An 18,584-nucleotide genomic window follows, 5' to 3' on the forward strand; every position below is an offset into this window, starting at 1 on the left:
CGCAGCTACGTCTACGAGCCGGGCAGCTTCCGCCCGTTGGCCATGCTCGACGGCAAAGGCCCGAAAAAGGCCTGCCCGTTCTACTACCAACTCGACCACCTCGGCACGCCGCAGGAACTGACGGATTTCGGTGGCGAGATTGTCTGGTCGGCGAAGTACAACGCCTACGGCAAGCTCACGCATCTGGCACTCGGTGGAGGCGAGCAGCTCGACCAACCACTGCGTTTCCAGGGGCAGTACTTCGACGCCGAGAGCGGCCTGCACTACAACCGGCATCGGTACTATGATCCGGAGGTGGGTCGGTATCTGACACCGGATCCGATCAAGCTAGCCGGTGGGCTGAACCAGTACCAGTACACGCCGAATCCGACGGGGTGGGTTGATCCGTTGGGGTTGGCATGTCTACCGTGTCCCGGAGAAATAGAGGCTGATGGGCCGTTCAGCGAAATTGTTCCGGGTGGTGGTTTAGCAGCACACGAGGCCCAAGGAGGGCATCTTATTGCGAAGCATATCGGGAGAACGGATTTGCAGTTAGCACAAAGACTGGAAGCAGAGCCAACTATCCCTGCCGCTTCAACATTCCCTGATCGAGCTATTGCTGAGTCGGCTGTCGCGAGGGCGCTATCTGAAAACAAAAAACGGATCGACAAGTTCCTTAAAAGTAAAAAGAGCAAGACGACCATTACGCACAATTCGACCTGCCAGTAGGAATCAGTTTGCCTAACGGTAGTACCGACTATGTGCCAGCCTCGAAAGTATTGTTGGTATTGATAAAAGACGCCCGACGTCCTGAGGGATATTTTTTGCTGACAGGGTTTCCAGAGATATGAACAAAGAATTTCCCGAGTTACACGACTTTTTTGGAGCGTACTTCCATCAAGATTGGACGGTCGAACATGATACGGCTGAGCAAGTGATTGATGCTTTTTTAGCTGACTCCGATCCCGAGGATCTGATGGTAGTCCAGCATGAACTCAACACACTGCTTGATCAGCGGAAAGATGAGCTGGTGTTAAGGGATTACCTATTGAAAGAACTGAGCTGTTACTACTGCTACTGGAATGCGTGGGAATCAGGCGAGTCGTGGTTGCTCCATATCGCCAACAGATTGGCTAGTCGGCTGGATCGTCCTTGATGGAAAATTGCTGCGAAATTTCTGGGCAAAGTCGTCGGAAGTTTCCTTCAAGTTGTAGCGGTTTCCATGAACTGGTGCGCAGCGCGCCTCATCGATAGTCTTTGGGCGGTCACTGCAAATTCAGTGACAGGGCGTGGAAGCCCTTCTATCGTTAGGCGCATCAAGCGCCACCAGTTCGGCGTTTTTTATCGTCTGTGTTTCATGGTGGCTGTGCGCGGGGCGCTTTCGAGTGCGCCGGGTGCCTAACGTCCCGGTCTTCCACACCTGCGTACAGCCGCCACCTATTCGCGTGGAAGTGATTTCTGGCGGCTTCAATCCATACGTTAGGACTTAAATCGATGAAGACGCTTACACCCGATCCACCCTACGAAAAACCAATCCCCCACCCCGAAAACCGCTTCATGGCCCTCACCGGCAACTGCACCGACATGCCCACCCTGTTCGTCGATACCCACGCGCCGATCGATGTTTTGTATGACACTGCCAGCTATCGAATTCGCGCAGTTACTCAGGTGCTTGAGAACATGTCGATGCGCGGTTCAGTCGAGTGCGAATCCTTCATTCTCAGTGATTTTGCTTTGCTCTGTGCCATTCCATTGCGCGATGGCTGCGATGTGCTGGATGTCATTGGACGGCGGTTGCGGGCTCGGCCTTCGGAGTAGCGTCTAGCGCGGCTTTTGTGGCGAGGGGGCTTGCCCCCGTTGGGCAGCGCAGCGGCCCCAAAATCAGCAATCCGGTTTTGTCAGGCTCGCTAGGGGGGGCTTTGCGACTGCTTCGCGGTCGAACGGGGGCAAGCCCCCTCGCCACAAGGGCCTGACCGCACACAATCCCCCAAACACCACACCTACATTGGATGGGCGGTGTTTATTGGGGCTTTGGCAACTTGAGCTCCGCACACAACCCACCATCCACGCGATTGCTCAAGGTCAGTGCCCCGCCAATCGCCAGCGCCAATTGCTGGGCAATCGCCAACCCCAACCCGGTCCCGCCGGTGCTGCGATTACGCGAATTCTCCACGCGGTAGAACGGCTGCATCACCTGGGCCAATTGCTCTTCGGCAATCCCCGGCCCTCGGTCCATGACCTTCACCGACAAGCTGCCGTCGGCCTTCGTTTCCACCCACAACTCAGCCGCGCCAGCGAATTTCAGCGCGTTGTCCACCAGGTTAACCAGCACTCGCCGCAAGGCATGGGGCCGGGTGTTGATCACTGCGGCGCTTTTGCCGCCCAGCTGCACGTCTTTGCCCATGTCCTGATAGTCGAACACCAGGCTGTCGAGGAACGAATCCAGATCGGTGCGGCGACTTTCCTCGGTGGCGCCATGGATGCTGCGGGCGTAGGCCACGCCTTCGCGCACCAGGTGTTCCATCTCGCCGAGGTCATTCCACAGTTTGTCTTTTTCGCTGGAGTCGTCCATGAATTCGGCACGCAGTTTCATGCGCGTGATCGGGGTTTGCAGGTCGTGGGAAATCGCCGCCAACAGTTGCATGCGCTCCTTGAGATACGCCGCGATGCGCGCTTGCATGGCATTGAATGCCCTGGCGGCGTAGGCGACTTCGGTCGGGCCTTTTTCATCGAGGTGCACGGCGTGGGTGTTGGGGTCGAGGGTTTCCACGGCTTGGGCGAGGCGGGTGAGCGGGCGGATGGCGATTCTCACGGCCAGCCAGGTGCAGGCGATCAGCAGCGCCAGTTGCCCCAGTAATACCGCCGGTAACCACGGGGACAAAGGCACCATCGCGGGTCGCACGTCGATGGTGACGGGGCTGCCGTCCTTCAGTTTCAGATGGGCCTGGAAGTGTTTCTTCGGGCCGGGGATGTCGGTAAAAGTCAGCGGGTATTCATGGCCGATGGCGTCCTGAATCGAGGGGACTGCAATCGGCACATCGCTGGGCGCCATCGGTGTGCCGGGCGAACCTTCATTCAGCAGATAACCATAGTTGGTGCGTTCCAGGCGCTGCAGCCAGCTCGCTCGTTCGTTGGCAGGCAAGCGGTCGAGGATGGCGAGGGAGGTCGAAACGTCGGTTTCCAGATTGCCCAACATCGTATTTTTTGCACTTTCATAACGCTCGTAGTACTGCGCGCCAAAGGACAGCGCCTGGGCGAGGATCAGGCCGATCAGGAAAATCAGCGACAGCCGCGAGGCCAGCGTGCGGGGCCAGTGCAGCGCAAGGTTCATGACGGCGCACCGAGCACTTCCACCGGCAGGGAAAACACATAGCCTTCGCTGCGTACGGTCTTGATGTAGGCCGGTTCCCGGGCATCGTCGAGCAGGCGCTGACGCAAGCGGCTGACCAGCAAATCGATGGAGCGGTCAAACAGATCGGCGTCGCGACCTTGAGTCAGGTTGAGCAACTGGTCGCGATTGAGCACCCGCTGAGGATGATCGAGGAACACCCGCAGCAAACGATATTCCGCGCCGCTGAGGGCGACCATGGTGCCGTCCTGATCCAGCAGATGCCGGGCCGAGGTGTCCAGGCGCCAGCGACCGAACGCCAGCAGGCGACCGCTTTCGGTGATCACCAGATTCGGCGGCAGCATCCGCGTACGGCGCAGCACGGCGTTGATCCGGGCAAGCAGTTCACGGGCGGCGAACGGTTTGACCAGGTAGTCGTCGGCGCCCATTTCCAGGCCGATGATGCGGTCGGTTTCATCGTTGCGGGCGGTGAGCATCAGCACCGGCGTGGCCTTGTGTTTGCCGGCGCGCAGCTCACGGCAGAGCAGCAGGCCATCGTCGCCCGGCATCATGATGTCGAGCACGATCAGGTCCACTGGCGTGGTCTCCAGAAACGCGCGCATCTGCCGTCCATCCGCCACCACGGTGGTGCGCAGGCCGTTCTTCTTCAGGTAATTGCCTACCAGTTCCCGGATCTCGCGGTCATCGTCCACGATGAGAATGTGATCGACGTGTTCCATGGTCGCCATGCCTCTTGAGTAGGAGTTTTCGCGCAGTCTACCGAGTCAAGGCTCGCTCGCCCGCAGCGGTTTGTATTGCAGTGTATCTGGCCTGTCGGCGGATACACGGGGACGCAAAAACAGCCGGTTTCAGGGGTTTTGTATCGCTGTGTATCGCCGGCCGTTGCTGATACATAGCAATTTACTCGCGCCTGTTCCAGACACAGACGGGATACCTCGCGGGCTTCTAATGGCTTCCATCGAGGCAAACCCAAACCGCCTCGGCCCCATCAACGATTTGGCAACGATTGACCCATTGAAGCCCCGAGGAAACCACCATGAATACCAAAGCCGTCTACGCCGCCTGCCTGTTTGCCGCCCTGAACATCTGCACCTTGTCGGCCCGGGCCGAAGCCAATGTCACCCCGCAAACCTACACCTATGGCACGCACCTGGACATCCAGAAAGTGCTGTCGATGAAAGAGGACGCCACGCCTTCCTGCGGGATTGTGAATGCGCGGATGACCTACCTGGATTCCCAAGGCAAAACCCAAGCCCTGAATTACAGCAAATTCGCGGACAACTGCAACGAAGACAACTGAGTCCCTTGCTCACCCGTTATCAACCCCTTTTTTGAAACAGGAAGAACCCCATGAACAACGTCACTCGCTTTTTAACCGCCATCGTTTTCTCCGTAGCCGGCGTCGCCGCCCATGCCAACGCTGCTGTTGAGCAGAGCAGCGGTGGCAGCAGCACCTGCTTCCAACTGACGCCGCTGGTGGCTGAGGATGGTTCCAGCCGCACACCGCAGGGGCAATTGGTTGCAGAGAACGGCTCCAGCCACACACCGCAGGGGCAATTGCTTGCAGAGAACGGTTACAGCCGGACGCCACAGGGCCAGCAGTTGGAAAACCAGATGGCTTGAAGCCAGGCACTGTTCTGATGAACTCAATATTCCCAGTGTGGGAGCAGGCTAGCCCCCACATGGGACTCGTATTCTCAAGGTGAACCCATGTTTCTCATCGCATTCCTGGGCGGCATTTTGACCGTCCTCAGCCCCTGCATCCTCCCGGTCGTGCCGTTTTTGTTTGCCGGTGTTAAACGCACACGCACCTCGATCCTGCTCACCCTCGGCGGCATGGCCCTGACCTTCGCCCTGATCTCCAGCCTGGCCGTGGTCAGCAGCGATTGGGTGATACAAGCCAACAACACCGGTCGCCATGCGGCGTTGATCGTGATGGTGCTGTTTGCGCTGTCGCTGATCTCCGCGCGCATCGGCGGCTGGCTGGCGCGACCGTTCGTGTTGCTGGGCAATCGCCTCGACCCCAACACTCGCAAAATGTCCGGCCCGCTGGGCTCGGTGATGATTGGCGTCGCCACCGGCCTGCTCTGGGCACCGTGTGCCGGGCCGATCCTCGGGGTGATCCTCACCGGCGCCATGCTGCAAGGCGCCAACGCTCAGACCAGTCTGCTGCTGGTGGCGTATGGCCTGGGCAGCGCGTTGTCACTGGGCACCTTGATCTTCGCCGGTCGCGGTCTGGTCAATCGCTTGAAACCGTCGATTCCGGTTACCGGTTGGCTGCGTCGCGGCGCCGGTGCTGGGGTGTTGGTCGCGGCGGCGGTCATTGCCACCGGAACCGATAACAGATTGCTCGCCGGCACCTCCTCCGAAGGTGTTACCTCGGTGGAACAGCAGGTGCTGGAAACCGTGCCGAAGGTGGTCGATTACCTGGTCAGCAAGGTCAAGGCCGACCCGATGGACGCGGCCAAAGGTGCGATGCCGTCACTCTCTGGCGCGGTCGAATGGCTCAACTCGCCAGCGCTGAGCAACGACTCCCTGCGCGGCAAGGTGGTGCTGGTGGATTTCTGGACCTATGACTGCATCAACTGCCAGCACACCTTGCCCTACGTGAAGGACTGGGCGAAAAAATATGAAAAGGACGGCCTGGTGGTGATCGGCGTGCACACCCCGGAATACGGTTACGAACGCATCCTCGACAACGTTCGCGATCAGGTGAAAAAGCTCGGTATCACCTACCCGGTGGCGATCGACAACAACTACGCGATCTGGCGCGCCTTCGACAACCAATACTGGCCGGCTCACTACCTGATCGATGCCAAGGGGCAGGTGCGTTACAGCCACTTTGGCGAGGGTCGCTACGAGACTCAGGAGCAGATGATCCGGCAGTTGTTGGAAGAGGCCAAGGCGCCTGCCGCGTAACCTTTCCAATCAATGGCTCACAGGTTGCGCACCATGAGCCATTGGTCGTTTTCCCAGGCCTGAAAACGCTCCAGCACTGTCCATCCGCGTCTGGCGTAGTAATCGCTCTGGTCCCGGGTGTGTAAATAGATCTTCGCCACGCCACGTTCCCTGGCCTGCGCGCATATCCCCTCAATCAAACGCTCCGCCAATCCTTTTCCCCTTGCTTGGGGGGTGACGAACACACAAGCCAGCCAAGGACCCAGGTCAGGCCGGTGAGCCAGGTCGGCGGTGGCCAGTGCCGCACCACCCAACAGGCGGTCTTCATCCCGGGCGATCAAACATTGCCACGTGCCGTCGAATTGGCCGTCAGCGAATTCCCGTTGCCACTGAGGCAAGGGCTGGTCGGCGTATTCATAGTGGAATTGTTGGTGAATCCATGAAGCAAAGATGTCGCTGTGGTGCATGTGGTGAGCGAGCCAGTCCAGGCGAGGCATGGGGGAATCCTTTCAAAAAACGGTGGCCCATAAGAGCTGATTCAGGGCACATCGGCAATCCCGGGGGGCGGGTGTTAATCCTGCGTTACAAACGCATGACCATGTATCGGAGATCGGTGTATTTCGTGAGTCTGCCGGACGACCGGGCAGGACGGATACCTATCCGGGAGCTTTAGTTTGTGGACGGGGTCACTTGCGACCCTGCCATCACGATCATGAAAGGGAGAGGGTTATGCCTAAGTTCATTATTGAACGCGAGCTTCCGGGAGCCGGCGCACTGCCACAACAGGAACTCAAAGCGATCTCGCAAAAATCCTGCGATGTGTTGCGCGGATTGGGGCCGCAAGTGCAATGGCAGCAGAGTTACGTCACGGGCGACAAGATTTACTGCGTGTACATCGCGCCGAGCGAGGAACTCATCAGGGAGCATGCCAAACAAGGTGGCTTTCCGATCAACAGCGTTTCCCGAGTCATGAGCATCATCGACCCCACCACGGCGGAGTAAGCCGAGACCCGTTACAACCCGCAGCGGAGCAGACTTCATGAGTACACCCATTGACCTCACCGCCCTGAAAAACCGTCAGATGACTGCGTGGGCCAGCGGCGACTATGCCGTGATCGGCACCACGTTACAGATCGTCGGCGAACAATTGGCTGAAGCCTGCGACCTGCTCTGCGATGAGCTCGTGCTGGACGTCGCTGCGGGCAACGGTAATGCCACGCTTGCCGCTGCGCGCCGGGGCTGTAAGGTCACGTCCACCGACTATGTGGCCAAGCTGCTTGAGCGCGGCGAAGACCGGGCACGGGCGGAACACCTGAACGTGACCTTTCAGGTGGCCGACGCCGAGGCGCTACCTTTCGAGGATGCCAGTTTCGATGCTGTGCTCTCGACCTTTGGGGTGATGTTTACCCCTGATCAGCCAAAGGCTGCCGCGGAATTGGCGCGGGTGTGCCGCCCGGGAGGCCGGATCGGCCTTGCCAACTGGACGCCTGAAGGTTTCGTTGGCCAGATGTTCAAGGTCCTGGGGCGCCACATGCCGCCACCCGTGGGCGCTCAACCGCCTTCAAACTGGGGCTCTGAAGCGTGGTTGCACTCACAGTTCGATCAGCGCGACTTCGTGCTTCAGGTAACGCGGCGATTGTTCAATTTCCGCTATCGCTCGGCGGCTCATTTCATCGACACCTTCCGCACCTGGTATGGCCCGGTTCACAAGGCCTTTGCGACCCTGCCACCTGAAGGGGCCGCCGCCCTGGAAAACGACCTGACGGAACTGCTCAAGCGCCTGAACCGAGCGGGGGAGCGGTCGTTGGTGGTGCCAAGCGAATACCTGGAGGTGGTGATCACCCGGCGCTGAGTCGAGAACACAAAATCCCCGTGGGCGCGACCTCCTGTGGCGAGGGGGCTTGCCCCCGTTCGGCTGCGAAGCAGTCGCAAAGCTTTTGGGGCCGCTTCGCGACCCAACGGGGGCAAGCCCCCTCGCCACAGGGGTCGCGTCCACAAAGGTATGTGCACAATTTGGTATTCAGCCGTTGCAGTCACTCATCCAGTGACTCGGTGTACACCACCCACACGCTGCATGGCATTTTGTACAGCACATGCTCCACCGTGCTGCCGATCAACCGGCCCATGCCGCGATGGCCGATCCGGCCCATGACGATCACATCCACATCATGGGTCTCGGTGTAGTGGGTCAGTACCTTGGTGGGGTTGCCCATGATCATGTGCCGCTGCTCCGGCGCGATGCCGTTGCGCGCGGCCAGTTCGTTGAAGGCATTCTCCTGGAGGTCGAACAGGGTCTTGACCTGGTCCGAAGAGAAAAGCGCCGAACCGTTATAGAAGTTGAACTCGTCCGCGCTGATGGATGAAAGGTCATAGGCGTAGACCACATCGAGTTCGGCATTGCAGGCGCTCGCCAGTTTTGAGGCTTCGTGAAGGATCCGGTCGTTGAAACTGTTGTATTGATCATCGCGGTGAAACGGGTCGATCGCCGCGACGATCTTGCGCGGCAACGCGCGAGTGGCATGGCTGACGAAATGCAGCGGCACCGGGCATTCACGCAACAAATGCACGTCGAGGGGGGTAAACACCAGCCGCGACAGCCGCGATGGATGATCCAGCGCCTTGATCAGCACGTCCATCGGCTGCTCCTTGAGGTGAATCAGGATCTCCTCCAGCGGATGCTCGACCCAGGCCACCTCGGTGGTGACGTTCACACCGATCTTGCGCAAGGGGTGGGCCTGTTCTTCAAGCCACTGGCGGTGGCGCTCGACATAGCCCAAGCGCATCTGCTCCATGGCCTTTTCGTTGACCAGGCTGGCGGTCGCCAGGCCTTCCAGATAGTCGAAGGCCACGATGTGCAGGGCCGCCCCCTCGGCCTTGGCCAGCATCGCAGCCCGGTCAAAGGCGGGGCTGTGTTCCATCAGCGGTGAGGCGACCAGCATGAAGCGCGGTTGACCAGACATGACAAACCTCCCGTGGGTAAGCGAGCAGACGGTGGTCGTTCAATACATCTCAACCCTTTCATTATTGACCATGATCAACCCCTCGTCCGGTTCTAATGTGGGAGCGGGCTTGCTCGCGAAGGCGTCGGCATATCCAACATCGATGTGCCAGACAGACCACCTTCGCGAGCAAGCCCGCTCCCACAGGGGGATTTTGGTGTTCTTTTTATCTAAACAACCGTTGCGCCCCGAGCCTCCAGCAACTCCCGCAATACGGACCGGTGGCAGTGCGCTTCGTCTTCGCAGTAACACCCCACGGCCAGTGAGGTTTGATGGGAGAGGGCGGCCAGCAGGTCCAGCAACTGACTGGGCGCGGGATGGTTCATCTCGGCCTTGAACTTGCGCTTGAAGTTCTCCCAGGCTTTGGCATCTTCTGCCGCTTTGGCTTCGGCCACCAGTTCGGAGCTGGGGGACAGCAGCGGTTGCCACACATCATAGAAATCACGGCTGGCGAATTCGGCCTTCGGTACGCCACGGGGCGGGCGGCGTACCGTGCCTAGGCGCAGGCCTTCATTTGCGGTGCGGGGTGAGCCGAGTCGCACGATATGGATGGGCATGATTGCAGTGCCTATTTGAGCCGCGAGCCGTCGAACCACTCCAGCGCCGTGCGCCAGATGCAGATCCCCAGGAAGTACGCCGACATCAGCAGCCACAGGCCCATCACCAGTGGATTGATGACCGGATGGTTGAGCACCAGCGACAAGCTGCACAGCAACCAGATGGCCGTCACGGCAATGTTGATCGGCATGAAGCGGCGCACGCGGAACGGGTGCAGGAATTTCATTCGAGTCACGGTCAACAGCGCCAGGCCGATCACGGTGAGCAACGTGATCCACGGCGACGGACCGATGATGTACAGGCACAGCGCAACCACGTTCCACGCAGCGGGGAAGCCCTGGAAGTAGTTGTCCTTGCTCTTCATGTTGACGTTGCAGAAGCAGAACAGCGACGACACCAGAATCAGCGACACGGTCAGCAGCAGGGTGTAGTCCGGCAACGGGATGTAACGGTAGATGAACAGCGCCGGGATAAACACATACGTCAGGTAGTCGATCACCAGGTCGAGGATCGAGCCGTCGAAACTCGGCAGCACCGATTGCACATTGACCTTGCGTGCCAGCGCGCCGTCCAGCCCGTCGACGATCAGCGCCACGCCCAGCCACAGCAGGCAATGGGTGGGCTGGTTCTCCAGCAGGGCGAGGGTCGCGAGGAAAGCAGTGACCACGCCGGTGGCGGTAAAACCATGGGCGCCCCATGCTTTGAGCCTGGCGATGTGTACGGTGGATATCACGGGGGCGTTCTCCAGAAAATGAAGCAAGCCAGTTATCACCCTGCTATTGAGGGCGTCGGCAAACCGGATCGGGTTGCAGGTATCGACCGGATTTTCGGGGATAAGGTTCACCACCTTTGAATCTTAGACGCCGCGCAAAAAAATACCCCGGAAATATCCGGGGTACGTCATGAGCGTGGTCTGCCTGTGTTGTCAGCTTAATGAGGAAAGAACACACGCAGCCGATGGCTATCCGGGTCAAGGGCGACGAAGGTGCGACCGAAATCGAGTTCGGTCGGTGTTTGCAGCATGGTCAGCCCCAGGGCGCTCCACTTGGCAAACAGTGCATCGACCTGCTCGGCGGACTCTACCGGGAACGCCAGCTCGGTTCCGCCGCCCGTTACAGTCGTTGCAGGTTCGGCGGTATGCCGCGACCAGAGCCCCAGTTTATAGCCGTCGTCCAGGACAAACAGGGCGAAGGTCGGCGACTCTTCCACGGGCTTGCGCTCCAGCAGAAACTCATAAAACCGTGCACTGACGGCGGGATTGTCCACGAAAAGCAAAATGAAACGGGGAGTGATCATGGGGTTGCTCCATTAGAAGGTGGACGCAGCATAAAAGGAGGCGCTGTCAGTTTCTGTCAGGAGTGTGAAGGGGCACCTTTTGACGTCAGCCAGACGGAGTTGGCGGAATGTCCGGCGAGGACTATCGTTGCCTGACTTGGTTTCTGCCCATCAATGAGGACGTCGTCATGAACACCAGCGATTTGCTTGAGCAATTACTGCGGGCCGGCCAGGGCTCGTTGTCGCAACAAGGTGGTGGTGCGGCGTCGACTCAAGGCGGCTTGGGCGATTTGGGTGGCTTGCTCGGTGGCCTGTTGGGTGGCAGCGCGGGTGGAGGTGCTGGCGGCGGAGGTCTGGGAGGTTTGCTCGGTGGTCTGTTGGGCGGCGGTTCCCCTTCGGGCGGTTCAAGCCAAACGCGCTCGGGCGGCACCAACTATGCGGCGCTGGCCTCTTTGGGGATGATGGCGTTCCAGGCCTATCAGGCATGGCAACGCAGCCAGGCCTCGGCACCCCAACAGGCGCCGCGTACCGTTGATCTGTTGTCCGGTCCGGAAATCGAAGACCACAGCCATGCCATCCTTCGCGCCTTGATCGCCGCCGCCAAGGCCGACGGCCGTATCGACGACGCCGAGAAACAAATGATCAGCACTGAAATCGGCCGCCATACCGACGACCCGCAACTGCAACAATGGCTCGATGACGAAGTCGCCCGGCCGCTGGATGCCGCCGATGTGGCGCAGTCCGCCCAGGACCCGGGCATGGCCGCCGAGATGTACCTGGCCAGCGTGATGCTGGTGGACGATCAGCAGGATGCCGAGCGCAATTATCTGGACGAACTGGCCGCTGCGCTGAAGATCGATCCAGAGCTGCAACTGCACCTGGAGCAACAGGCCAAGGGCGGTGCGGCTTAAAAGGTCGAAAACGTGCCGTGCCGGCAACGACGCGACGAACGACGGGGCGGCCCCTCCTGCATGAAATACGTATTTCTGCAGGAGCTGCCGCAGGGCTGCGATCTTTTCGCGGCCATAACGCCTAATCGGTAACCTTCAAGCCCAATGCTGCAAAACACTCTTCGATCGATCGCCGCTGCGTCTCGGCATACAAGCCCAACTCATCAATCGTCGACCGTCCCAGCGCCTTTTCGAACGCCTGTTGGTTCGAGTGCACGCCATAGTGGGTTTGCGCCGCGTCCCCCAGGTTCGACTGAAAAATCCCCGCCGCACTGACCGGCAGGAAATCTTCGTACACCAGCGGTTCAACCCGCACATACCCGTCGCGGAGCAAATCCTCCAGAGACGCGTCTTTCAGCCCATCCGCCGCCAGGCCTTTTTCGGTCATGAAGTAGCGAAAGTACGCCAGTTCCTGTTGGCGCATTTCTTCTACGGTGTCAGGGAATTCGCCAAAGTGCTGCGTCATTAGCGCGTTGTAGCGTGCGGTATTGGCTTCGTTGGGGAACTCCTTGAGCTCATCCCGGGCAGCGTTGAGCAAACGGTCGTAAAGTGCCCGGCCCTTGGGCGTGAGCGCTGCGCCGCGTTGTTCGATTTCACCGAAGCGGGCGCTGTGGCTGCCGCGCATCTCGGCTTGATCGGTAAAAGCAATCGGCTCGTCCAACGCCTTGAAGCTGGTTTGACGCAGCAGAATCGGGCATTGGCGGCGGGGTGGGCCTTCGATCACCGCTTTGGGGGTAATGCCATGGGCGGGCATTTGTGCCTGGACGATGTCGATGTCCAGGGTGCGCGGCGTCAGGTGGTTAATGTGCGGGCCTTTGAACGCCACCACGTCGGCGATCAGTCGATGCTGGGCGCTGAGTTGTTGGTACTGCTCGGCGGTGACGGTGGCGCTGTGGTGCCAGCGGAAGGTTTCCAAGGCTTGTGCGACGAAGTCCTGCGCCTCGTATTCGGTCAGCCCTCCCTGGGTTTCGGCGCGCTCGATGAGCGTCAGCGCAGCCGGGGTGAAGATTGAACGCTGGTCCAGCACTGATTGGGCAAAGGCCCGCAGTTCGGTGTCTTCGATCAGTTCCAGGCGCAGTAGCGAGGTGAACACCCGGAACGGGCTGACTTGCAACGCCGCCTCATGCACGGCACGGAACGCGGTGGAATGCACCGGCACGCCGGCCGGGGTCAGGTCGTAATAGCCCACCGGTTGCATGCCCATCACCGCGAACAGGCGGGCGAGGGTTGCCAGTTCAGTGGCGGTGCCGACGCGGATTGCACCGTGGCGCTCCAGGTCCAGCCGCTGGATTTCCCCGGTGCTGTGCAACTGTCGGGCGATTTGCGGGTCGCTGTCCAGCACGTGGCGGTTGGTCTGTTCCACCAGTTCCATCAGCGCGCCGTACAGCGGCACTTCTTCGCGGTACATGTCGGACATCGCTTTGGAGAAGCGTTGGCGGATCAGGTCAGGGCTGACGAAATTCGGGTGGCTCATGAAAAAAATTCCTGGCGCAGTGACGTAACGGATGCCGGAAAAGATCGCAGCCTTCGGCGGCGCCGACAAACGAAGTTTCTGACGAACTTCATTCTGCCAAGGACTGTTCTTGCAACGCGGAAGTGTTCGGTCAACGCAGCACTTGGTCCACCAATTCGATCCAGTGCCTGACTGGGGTGCGTCCGGCGCTGTTGAGGTGGCTCTGGCAGCCGATGTTGGCGGTGGCGATGACGTCGGGGTGGCCGCTTTCCAGGGCGTTGAGTTTGTTGTCGCGCAGTTGCCGGGCCAGCTCCGGTTGGGTGATCGAATAGGTGCCCGCCGATCCGCAGCACAAATGACTGTCGGGCACAGCTGTGAGATTGAAGCCCAACCGCGTCAGCACGGCCTCGACCGCGCCGCCGAGTTTCTGTGCGTGCTGCAAGGTGCAGGGGCAGTGAAAGGCGATCCGTCGGTCGGTGGCGGCGCAGACCCGTTCCAACGGTTCATCGGCCAGCACTTGCACCAGGTCCAGCGCCAGTTCGCTGACTCGCCGTGCCTTGGCCGCATAAACCGGGTCGCGCTCCAGCAGATGCCCGTAATCCTTGATGAATGCGCCGCAGCCGCTGGCGGTTTGCACGATGGCTTCGGCGCCGCTTTCCAGGTGCGGCCACCAGGCGTCGATGTTGCGTCGGGCGCGGTCCAGGCCCACGGCTTGGGCGTCGAGGTGATAGTCCAGCGCGCCGCAACAACCGGCTTCCGGCACCGCAATCACGCTGATCCCCAGCCGATCCAGCACCCGCGCCGTCGCGGCGTTGGTGTTCGGTGACAGACCGGGTTGTACGCAGCCTTCGAGCATCAACACCTGGCGCGCATGCCGAGGGACGGGGCGTTTGCCCGGAGCAGGGAGGTCGTGGGGTAACTTCGCCTCAACCCCCCGTGGCAGCAACGGCCGGAAAGTGGCGCCGATCTGCAGCAGGGTCTTGAACAGGATCGGGTTTGGCGCCAATGCCCGCAGGCCCTGACGCAATAGCCGTTGACTGGCCGGGCGTGGCACCGCTTGATCGATCACGGCGCGGCCAATGTCCAGCAGGTTGTGATAATCCACCCCGGACGGGCAGGTGGTTTCGCAGTTGCGGCAGGTCAGGCAGCGATCCAGGTGCAATTGGGCCTGTGCCGTGGCGGGGGCGCCTTCGAGCACTTGCTTGATCAGGTAGATACGCCCGCGCGGCCCGTCCAGTTCGTCGCCGAGCAGTTGATAGGTCGGACAGGTGGCGTTGCAAAACCCGCAGTGCACGCAGGTGCGCAGAATCTTGTCCGCTTCTTCGGCGCGGGGCAGTTTCCGGGACTGCTCGCTAAGGTTGGTTTGCATCTAGAACTCCGCGTACATCCGGCCAGGGTTGAACAGCCTTTGCGGGTCGAGTTGCGCCTTGAGTTGCCGGTGATAGCGCAGCAGCGCCGGGGCCAGGGGCTGGAAAGGCGTTTCTGTGACGCCATGACTGAAGCAGGTGGCATGGCCGCCGTGCTGCTGAGCCAGTGATTGAATGTTATCGGCTGCTGATTTCAACCAGCGTTGCGCGCCACCCCAGTCGATCAATTGCTCGCCGGGCAAGTCCAGTGGCCCGAGGTTGTTGGGCAATGACAAGCGCCACAACGGCAGGCCTTCATTGAAAAAGTCTAGTCGTTGTTCGTTCAGGTCGGCCCAATAACCAGAATCCAGCGGCTCGCCGCCGAGCCGTTGATGAGCCGCCGCGACCGAGCCTTCGCCACCTTCCAGGCGCAGGTACAAACGCTGGCCATCGTGGCTGGCAGCGCTGATGGGCAGCGGTTGCTGGCCCCATTGCGCCAGATTGGCCAAGGCGCGGGCGCAGTCGATGTCCAGGCTGATGCTCAAGCATTGCCGGGGTTTGGGCAGCACCTTGAGCGAGACTTCGGTCAGCACCCCGAGGCAGCCATAACTGCCGACCATCAGGCGCGACAGGTCATAGCCGGCGACGTTTTTCATCACTTCGCCGCCAAAGCGCAGGTGAGTGCCCAAGCCGCTGATCACCCGCGTACCGAGGACAAAGTCGCGCACCGAACCGGCCCATGGGCGCCGCGGCCCGGACAGCCCCGCGGCGATCATTCCGCCGACCGTGGCGCCTTCGCCAAACGACGGCGGTTCGCAGGGCAGCATTTGCCCTGCGGCGTCCAGTGCAGCAAACAGTTCGCTCAGCGGTGTGCCGGCGCGAACGCTGATCACCAGTTCCGTCGGGTCATAGCTGACGATGCCGCAGTGGGCGCGGGTATCGAGCACTTCCCCGGCCACTTCACGGCCGAGAAACGCCTTGGTGTTCCCTCCCTGAATGCGCAGCGGCGTGGCGTTCTCTCGCGCTTGCCTGACCTGCCCGAGCAGGGCTGCACTGGCATCGAAGTCCGCCATCAGAAACGCTCCAGCTCAGGAAACGGCAGTTTTCCTGCGTGGATGTGCATCGCGCCGAATTCCGCGCAGCGGTGCAGGGTCGGGATGTTCTTACCGGGGTTGAGCAGCCCCTGCGGGTCAAACGCGGCTTTCACCGCGTGAAACAAGGTCAACTCGTCACTGTTGAACTGCGCGCACATCTGATTGATTTTCTCCCGGCCCACGCCGTGCTCGCCGGTGATGCTGCCGCCGACTTTCACGCACAGTTCGAGGATCTTGCCGCCGAGGGCTTCGGCCCGTTCCAGTTCGCCGGGCTGGTTGGCGTCGAACAGGATCAGCGGGTGCATGTTGCCGTCGCCGGCGTGGAACACGTTGGCCACCCGCAAGCCATATTCTTGCGCCAGGTTGGCGATGCCCTTGAGTACGCCGGGCAGTTCGCGACGGGGGATGGTGCCGTCCATGCAGTAGTAATCCGGCGATAGACGGCCGATGGCCGGGAAGGCGTTTTTGCGTCCGGCCCAGAACCGCACGCGCTCGGCCTCGTCCCGGGCCTGGCGCACCTCGCTGGCGCCGGCCTGTTGCAGCACCTCGCGGACTCGTTCGCAATCGTCCTGGACATCGGCTTCGACGCCGTCCAGTTCGCACAGCAGGATCGCTTCGGCATCCACTGGGTAACCGGCGTGGATGAAGTCTTCAGCGGCGCGGATCGCCAGGTTGTCCATCATTTCCAGGCCGCCGGGAATGATCCCGGCGGCGATGATTTCGGCCACCGCGCGGCCGGCCTTTTCCACGGAATCGAAACTGGCCAGCAGGACTTTGGCGACCTGGGGTTTGGGCAGCAGTTTGACCGTGACTTCGGTGATGATCCCCAGCAAGCCTTCGGAGCCGGTGAACAGCGCCAGCAGGTCAAACCCCGGCGCGTCCAGCGAGTCGGCGCCGAGGGTCAGGTGTTCGCCTTCAAGGGTCAGGATTTCGAGTTTCAGCAGGTTGTGCACGGTCAGGCCGTACTTGAGGCAATGCACGCCACCGGCGTTTTCCGCGACGTTGCCGCCGATTGAACAAGCGATTTGCGAGGACGGGTCCGGTGCGTAATACAAACCGAAGGGCGCCGCTGCCTGGGAAATCGCCAGGTTGCGCACCCCTGGCTGGACCCGTGCGGTGCGGGCGGCGGGGTCGATGTGCAAGATGTTGTTGAATCGCACCATCACCAGCAACACGCCTTTGTCCAACGGCAGCGCACCGCCGGACAACCCGGTGCCGGCCCCGCGCGCCACCACCGGCACGTTCCGGGCATGACAGAGCTTGAGCAGTGCCTGCACCTGTTCAAGATGCCGGGGCAGGGCCACCAGCATCGGCGTGGTGCGATAGGCCGAGAGACCGTCGCATTCGTAGGGCTTGAGTTCTTCCTCGCGCCAGATAATGTCCAGGTCCGGCACCTCCTGTTGCAAGGCCTTGAGCAGCACCGCCTTGTCGACGTTGGGCAGGGCGCCGTCGATGCGTTCGTCGTAAAGAATGTTCATCAATCGCGCCTCGTATGAATCGCCGAGCATCCCCCCCGAATTATCTGCCAACCCGTAGCAGCTGCCGAGCTTGCGAGGTTGCGTTCGGCTGCGTAGCAGTCGTAAAACCAGAGCTTGCAGTGCATCAGGCAAACTGCGTCAGCCGGATTCACGACTGCTGCGCAGCCGAACGCAGCCTCGCAAGCTCGACAGCTGCTACCGGCGAACGCAGCCTCGCAAGCTCGGCAGCTGCTATGAGGCGGTGGGGGTCATGTGATGCGCCCGCAAAAACTCCCGGTACAAGCGTGCGGTTTTGGTCGGCTGCTCAACCATCGGCATGTGGCCGACTCCGTCCCAGATTTCCACCCGCAGATCGGCGATGCCCTTGCTCCAGACGGGCACGCTACTGACGTCGATCAAGCGGTCCTTGCGCCCCCACAGCAGCAGCGCCGGGCATTTGATGTCGGGCAGTTTCGGTTCCATCGGCGGGCTGGCCCGGAAGTCCCTGAAGATTTCTTCCAGCTCGTCGCGCTGCTGTTCATAGCGCTGGGCGACGGCGTCCAGCACGATCCCCGGTACCCATGGCGGCGAAGCCATGGTCATGGCGTAGAAATGCTGAAACTCTTCACGGGAATGAATCAGGAACGGGTTATGGCCGCGAGCCAGGTGGCGCTCCATGTCGCTGGGTTCCGGGGCAGTGACGCCAGCCGGATCGAGCAGCGCCAGTGAAACGATACGCTCGGGGTAATTGACCGCCAGCCATGCCGCGATGTAGCCACCCATGGAATTGCCGATCACGTGCACCTTCTCGACGCCGCAGACATCGAGCAACTGGATCAATCGTTTGGCCTGGACCGGAATGTCGTAGCCACCACCGGCCTTGAAACCGGTTTCGCCATGGCCGGCGAGGTCGGGAATGATCACCCGGTAGTCGTTGACAAAATGCCGGGCGAAGCGCAGCCAGATATTCTTGTCGGCGCTGTAGCCGTGCAGCATCAGTATGTTGCTGGAGGCTTCGTACGGCCCGCCCTGCCAGGTCGAAACGGTCATTTCGGTGATCGGCACGATAAGCTTGTGCAACCGATACAGCCGGGCCTCCAGCGCCATGTTCAAGTCATAGAGCCAGTAACCGATGGCCGGGTAGCTCAACCAGCTCCAGGCCGCGAAAACGGCGATAGCGACAACCAACAAAAGCATCAGGCTATTCCTTTTGCAGTGATCAGGAC

The 18,584-nt window shown here is 60.8% G+C and carries 21 protein-coding genes; 9 read left to right on the forward strand and 12 right to left on the reverse strand.

The features are described 5' to 3' along the window. The 3 genes from AC1RL4_RS24050 to AC1RL4_RS24060 all read left to right on the forward strand — a co-directional run. Window positions 1-708: RHS repeat-associated core domain-containing protein (locus AC1RL4_RS24050; RefSeq protein ID WP_493120320.1), on the forward strand; the 708-nt coding region annotated here is incomplete at its 5' end. Window positions 709-826: 118 nt separating this feature from the next. Next, a complete protein-coding gene (locus AC1RL4_RS24055) occupies window positions 827-1,135 on the forward strand; it encodes a contact-dependent growth inhibition system immunity protein (RefSeq protein WP_019582712.1) in 309 nt (102 codons plus the stop codon). Window positions 1,136-1,473: 338 nt separating this feature from the next. Beyond that, window positions 1,474-1,797 carry a hypothetical protein gene (locus AC1RL4_RS24060; RefSeq protein ID WP_028941042.1) on the forward strand — a complete coding sequence of 108 codons (324 nt, stop codon included), beginning with the start codon at window positions 1,474-1,476 and terminating at the stop codon, window positions 1,795-1,797. 202 nt (window positions 1,798-1,999) lie between these two features. On the opposite strand, the gene AC1RL4_RS24065 is transcribed toward AC1RL4_RS24060, so the two are convergent. Then, complete coding sequence (locus AC1RL4_RS24065; RefSeq protein ID WP_028941041.1) at window positions 2,000-3,310, reverse strand: ATP-binding protein; 1,311 nt, start codon at window positions 3,308-3,310, stop codon at window positions 2,000-2,002. Then, entirely contained in the window at window positions 3,307-4,047 is a 741-nt protein-coding gene (locus AC1RL4_RS24070; RefSeq protein WP_026286577.1) for a response regulator, read from the reverse strand. Before AC1RL4_RS24070 ends, AC1RL4_RS24065 begins: the two co-directional genes overlap by 4 nt. A 317-nt stretch (window positions 4,048-4,364) precedes the next feature. Here AC1RL4_RS24070 and AC1RL4_RS24075 point away from each other — a divergent pair, with 317 nt between their 5' ends. From AC1RL4_RS24075 to AC1RL4_RS24085, 3 genes are all read left to right on the forward strand, one after another. Next, window positions 4,365-4,628 (forward strand): DUF2790 domain-containing protein, encoded by a 264-nt coding sequence (locus tag AC1RL4_RS24075; protein WP_019582709.1) that lies wholly within the window; start codon window positions 4,365-4,367, stop codon window positions 4,626-4,628. A gap of 50 nt (window positions 4,629-4,678) precedes the next feature. Further along, window positions 4,679-4,951, forward strand: a complete 273-nt coding sequence (locus AC1RL4_RS24080; protein ID WP_096480671.1) for a hypothetical protein — start codon at window positions 4,679-4,681, stop codon at window positions 4,949-4,951. 87 nt (window positions 4,952-5,038) lie between these two features. Continuing rightward, window positions 5,039-6,247: a cytochrome c biogenesis protein DipZ gene (locus AC1RL4_RS24085; protein WP_028941040.1), complete on the forward strand. Its 1,209-nt coding sequence runs from the start codon at window positions 5,039-5,041 to the stop codon at window positions 6,245-6,247. 17 nt (window positions 6,248-6,264) lie between these two features. Here AC1RL4_RS24085 and AC1RL4_RS24090 read toward each other — a convergent pair whose 3' ends face one another. Next, window positions 6,265-6,723, reverse strand: a complete 459-nt coding sequence (locus AC1RL4_RS24090) for a GNAT family N-acetyltransferase (RefSeq protein ID WP_096480670.1) — start codon at window positions 6,721-6,723, stop codon at window positions 6,265-6,267. 232 nt (window positions 6,724-6,955) lie between these two features. Here AC1RL4_RS24090 and AC1RL4_RS24095 point away from each other — a divergent pair, with 232 nt between their 5' ends. After that, window positions 6,956-7,228, forward strand: a complete 273-nt coding sequence (locus AC1RL4_RS24095) for a DUF4242 domain-containing protein (protein ID WP_019582706.1) — start codon at window positions 6,956-6,958, stop codon at window positions 7,226-7,228. A 37-nt stretch (window positions 7,229-7,265) separates the two neighbouring features. Continuing rightward, window positions 7,266-8,078, forward strand: coding sequence for a class I SAM-dependent methyltransferase (locus AC1RL4_RS24100; protein ID WP_028941039.1), 813 nt, complete (start codon window positions 7,266-7,268; stop codon window positions 8,076-8,078). Between the two features lie 181 nt (window positions 8,079-8,259). Here AC1RL4_RS24100 and AC1RL4_RS24105 read toward each other — a convergent pair whose 3' ends face one another. The 4 genes from AC1RL4_RS24105 to AC1RL4_RS24120 all read right to left on the reverse strand — a co-directional run bounded on the left by AC1RL4_RS24105 (window position 8,260) and on the right by AC1RL4_RS24120 (window position 11,079). Further along, window positions 8,260-9,186, reverse strand: coding sequence for a universal stress protein (locus AC1RL4_RS24105; protein ID WP_019582704.1), 927 nt, complete (start codon window positions 9,184-9,186; stop codon window positions 8,260-8,262). A 209-nt stretch (window positions 9,187-9,395) separates the two neighbouring features. Beyond that, window positions 9,396-9,782 (reverse strand): DUF488 domain-containing protein, encoded by a 387-nt coding sequence (locus AC1RL4_RS24110; protein ID WP_230171993.1) that lies wholly within the window; start codon window positions 9,780-9,782, stop codon window positions 9,396-9,398. An 11-nt stretch (window positions 9,783-9,793) separates the two neighbouring features. Then, the gene (gene pcsA, locus AC1RL4_RS24115) at window positions 9,794-10,516 is read right to left on the reverse strand and encodes a phosphatidylcholine synthase (protein WP_018928045.1); all 723 of its coding nucleotides are present in this window, start codon (window positions 10,514-10,516) and stop codon (window positions 9,794-9,796) included. Between the two features lie 197 nt (window positions 10,517-10,713). Further along, window positions 10,714-11,079 carry a VOC family protein gene (locus AC1RL4_RS24120; protein ID WP_018928044.1) on the reverse strand — a complete coding sequence of 122 codons (366 nt, stop codon included), beginning with the start codon at window positions 11,077-11,079 and terminating at the stop codon, window positions 10,714-10,716. A gap of 107 nt (window positions 11,080-11,186) precedes the next feature. On the opposite strand from AC1RL4_RS24120, the gene AC1RL4_RS24125 reads away from it, so the two are divergent. Beyond that, window positions 11,187-11,969 carry a tellurite resistance TerB family protein gene (locus AC1RL4_RS24125; protein WP_019582702.1) on the forward strand — a complete coding sequence of 261 codons (783 nt, stop codon included), beginning with the start codon at window positions 11,187-11,189 and terminating at the stop codon, window positions 11,967-11,969. 121 nt (window positions 11,970-12,090) lie between these two features. Here the strand turns inward: AC1RL4_RS24125 and hglS are convergent, their stop codons facing one another. The 5 genes from hglS to AC1RL4_RS24150 all read right to left on the reverse strand — a co-directional run bounded on the left by hglS (window position 12,091) and on the right by AC1RL4_RS24150 (window position 18,555). Next, window positions 12,091-13,482 (reverse strand): 2-oxoadipate dioxygenase/decarboxylase HglS, encoded by a 1,392-nt coding sequence (hglS, locus tag AC1RL4_RS24130; RefSeq protein ID WP_230171995.1) that lies wholly within the window; start codon window positions 13,480-13,482, stop codon window positions 12,091-12,093. Window positions 13,483-13,612: 130 nt separating this feature from the next. Then, window positions 13,613-14,830, reverse strand: coding sequence for a glycolate oxidase subunit GlcF (gene glcF / locus AC1RL4_RS24135; RefSeq protein ID WP_230171997.1), 1,218 nt, complete (start codon window positions 14,828-14,830; stop codon window positions 13,613-13,615). After that, the gene (glcE, locus tag AC1RL4_RS24140; RefSeq protein ID WP_230171999.1) at window positions 14,831-15,880 is read right to left on the reverse strand and encodes a glycolate oxidase subunit GlcE; all 1,050 of its coding nucleotides are present in this window, start codon (window positions 15,878-15,880) and stop codon (window positions 14,831-14,833) included. Then, the gene (glcD, locus tag AC1RL4_RS24145; RefSeq protein WP_028941036.1) at window positions 15,880-17,379 is read right to left on the reverse strand and encodes a glycolate oxidase subunit GlcD; all 1,500 of its coding nucleotides are present in this window, start codon (window positions 17,377-17,379) and stop codon (window positions 15,880-15,882) included. The genes glcE and glcD overlap by 1 nt, the downstream gene beginning before the upstream one ends. Window positions 17,380-17,610: 231 nt before the next feature. After that, window positions 17,611-18,555: an alpha/beta fold hydrolase gene (locus AC1RL4_RS24150; RefSeq protein WP_018928038.1), complete on the reverse strand. Its 945-nt coding sequence runs from the start codon at window positions 18,553-18,555 to the stop codon at window positions 17,611-17,613. Window positions 18,556-18,584: the final 29 nt, after the last annotated feature.

The organism is Pseudomonas sp. GW822-FHT07A10, assembly GCF_058798795.1.

Bases quoted from the DNA above. Each gene is read 5' to 3' on its own strand.
- AC1RL4_RS24090 (WP_096480670.1), bottom strand. From the start codon at position 6,723: ATGCCTCGCCTGGACTGGCTCGCTCACCACATGCACCACAGCGACATC.
- AC1RL4_RS24120 (WP_018928044.1), bottom strand. From the start codon at position 11,079: ATGATCACTCCCCGTTTCATTTTGCTTTTCGTGGACAATCCCGCCGTC.
- glcE (WP_230171999.1), bottom strand. From the start codon at position 15,880: ATGGCGGACTTCGATGCCAGTGCAGCCCTGCTCGGGCAGGTCAGGCAA.
- hglS (WP_230171995.1), bottom strand. From the start codon at position 13,482: ATGAGCCACCCGAATTTCGTCAGCCCTGACCTGATCCGCCAACGCTTC.
- AC1RL4_RS24070 (WP_026286577.1), bottom strand. From the start codon at position 4,047: ATGGAACACGTCGATCACATTCTCATCGTGGACGATGACCGCGAGATC.
- AC1RL4_RS24060 (WP_028941042.1), top strand. From the start codon at position 1,474: ATGAAGACGCTTACACCCGATCCACCCTACGAAAAACCAATCCCCCAC.
- AC1RL4_RS24085 (WP_028941040.1), top strand. From the start codon at position 5,039: ATGTTTCTCATCGCATTCCTGGGCGGCATTTTGACCGTCCTCAGCCCC.
- AC1RL4_RS24105 (WP_019582704.1), bottom strand. From the start codon at position 9,186: ATGTCTGGTCAACCGCGCTTCATGCTGGTCGCCTCACCGCTGATGGAA.
- AC1RL4_RS24110 (WP_230171993.1), bottom strand. From the start codon at position 9,782: ATGCCCATCCATATCGTGCGACTCGGCTCACCCCGCACCGCAAATGAA.
- AC1RL4_RS24080 (WP_096480671.1), top strand. From the start codon at position 4,679: ATGAACAACGTCACTCGCTTTTTAACCGCCATCGTTTTCTCCGTAGCC.
- AC1RL4_RS24095 (WP_019582706.1), top strand. From the start codon at position 6,956: ATGCCTAAGTTCATTATTGAACGCGAGCTTCCGGGAGCCGGCGCACTG.
- AC1RL4_RS24065 (WP_028941041.1), bottom strand. From the start codon at position 3,310: ATGAACCTTGCGCTGCACTGGCCCCGCACGCTGGCCTCGCGGCTGTCG.
- AC1RL4_RS24150 (WP_018928038.1), bottom strand. From the start codon at position 18,555: ATGCTTTTGTTGGTTGTCGCTATCGCCGTTTTCGCGGCCTGGAGCTGG.
- AC1RL4_RS24075 (WP_019582709.1), top strand. From the start codon at position 4,365: ATGAATACCAAAGCCGTCTACGCCGCCTGCCTGTTTGCCGCCCTGAAC.
- glcF (WP_230171997.1), bottom strand. From the start codon at position 14,830: ATGCAAACCAACCTTAGCGAGCAGTCCCGGAAACTGCCCCGCGCCGAA.
- AC1RL4_RS24055 (WP_019582712.1), top strand. From the start codon at position 827: ATGAACAAAGAATTTCCCGAGTTACACGACTTTTTTGGAGCGTACTTC.
- AC1RL4_RS24100 (WP_028941039.1), top strand. From the start codon at position 7,266: ATGAGTACACCCATTGACCTCACCGCCCTGAAAAACCGTCAGATGACT.
- glcD (WP_028941036.1), bottom strand. From the start codon at position 17,379: ATGAACATTCTTTACGACGAACGCATCGACGGCGCCCTGCCCAACGTC.
- AC1RL4_RS24125 (WP_019582702.1), top strand. From the start codon at position 11,187: ATGTCCGGCGAGGACTATCGTTGCCTGACTTGGTTTCTGCCCATCAAT.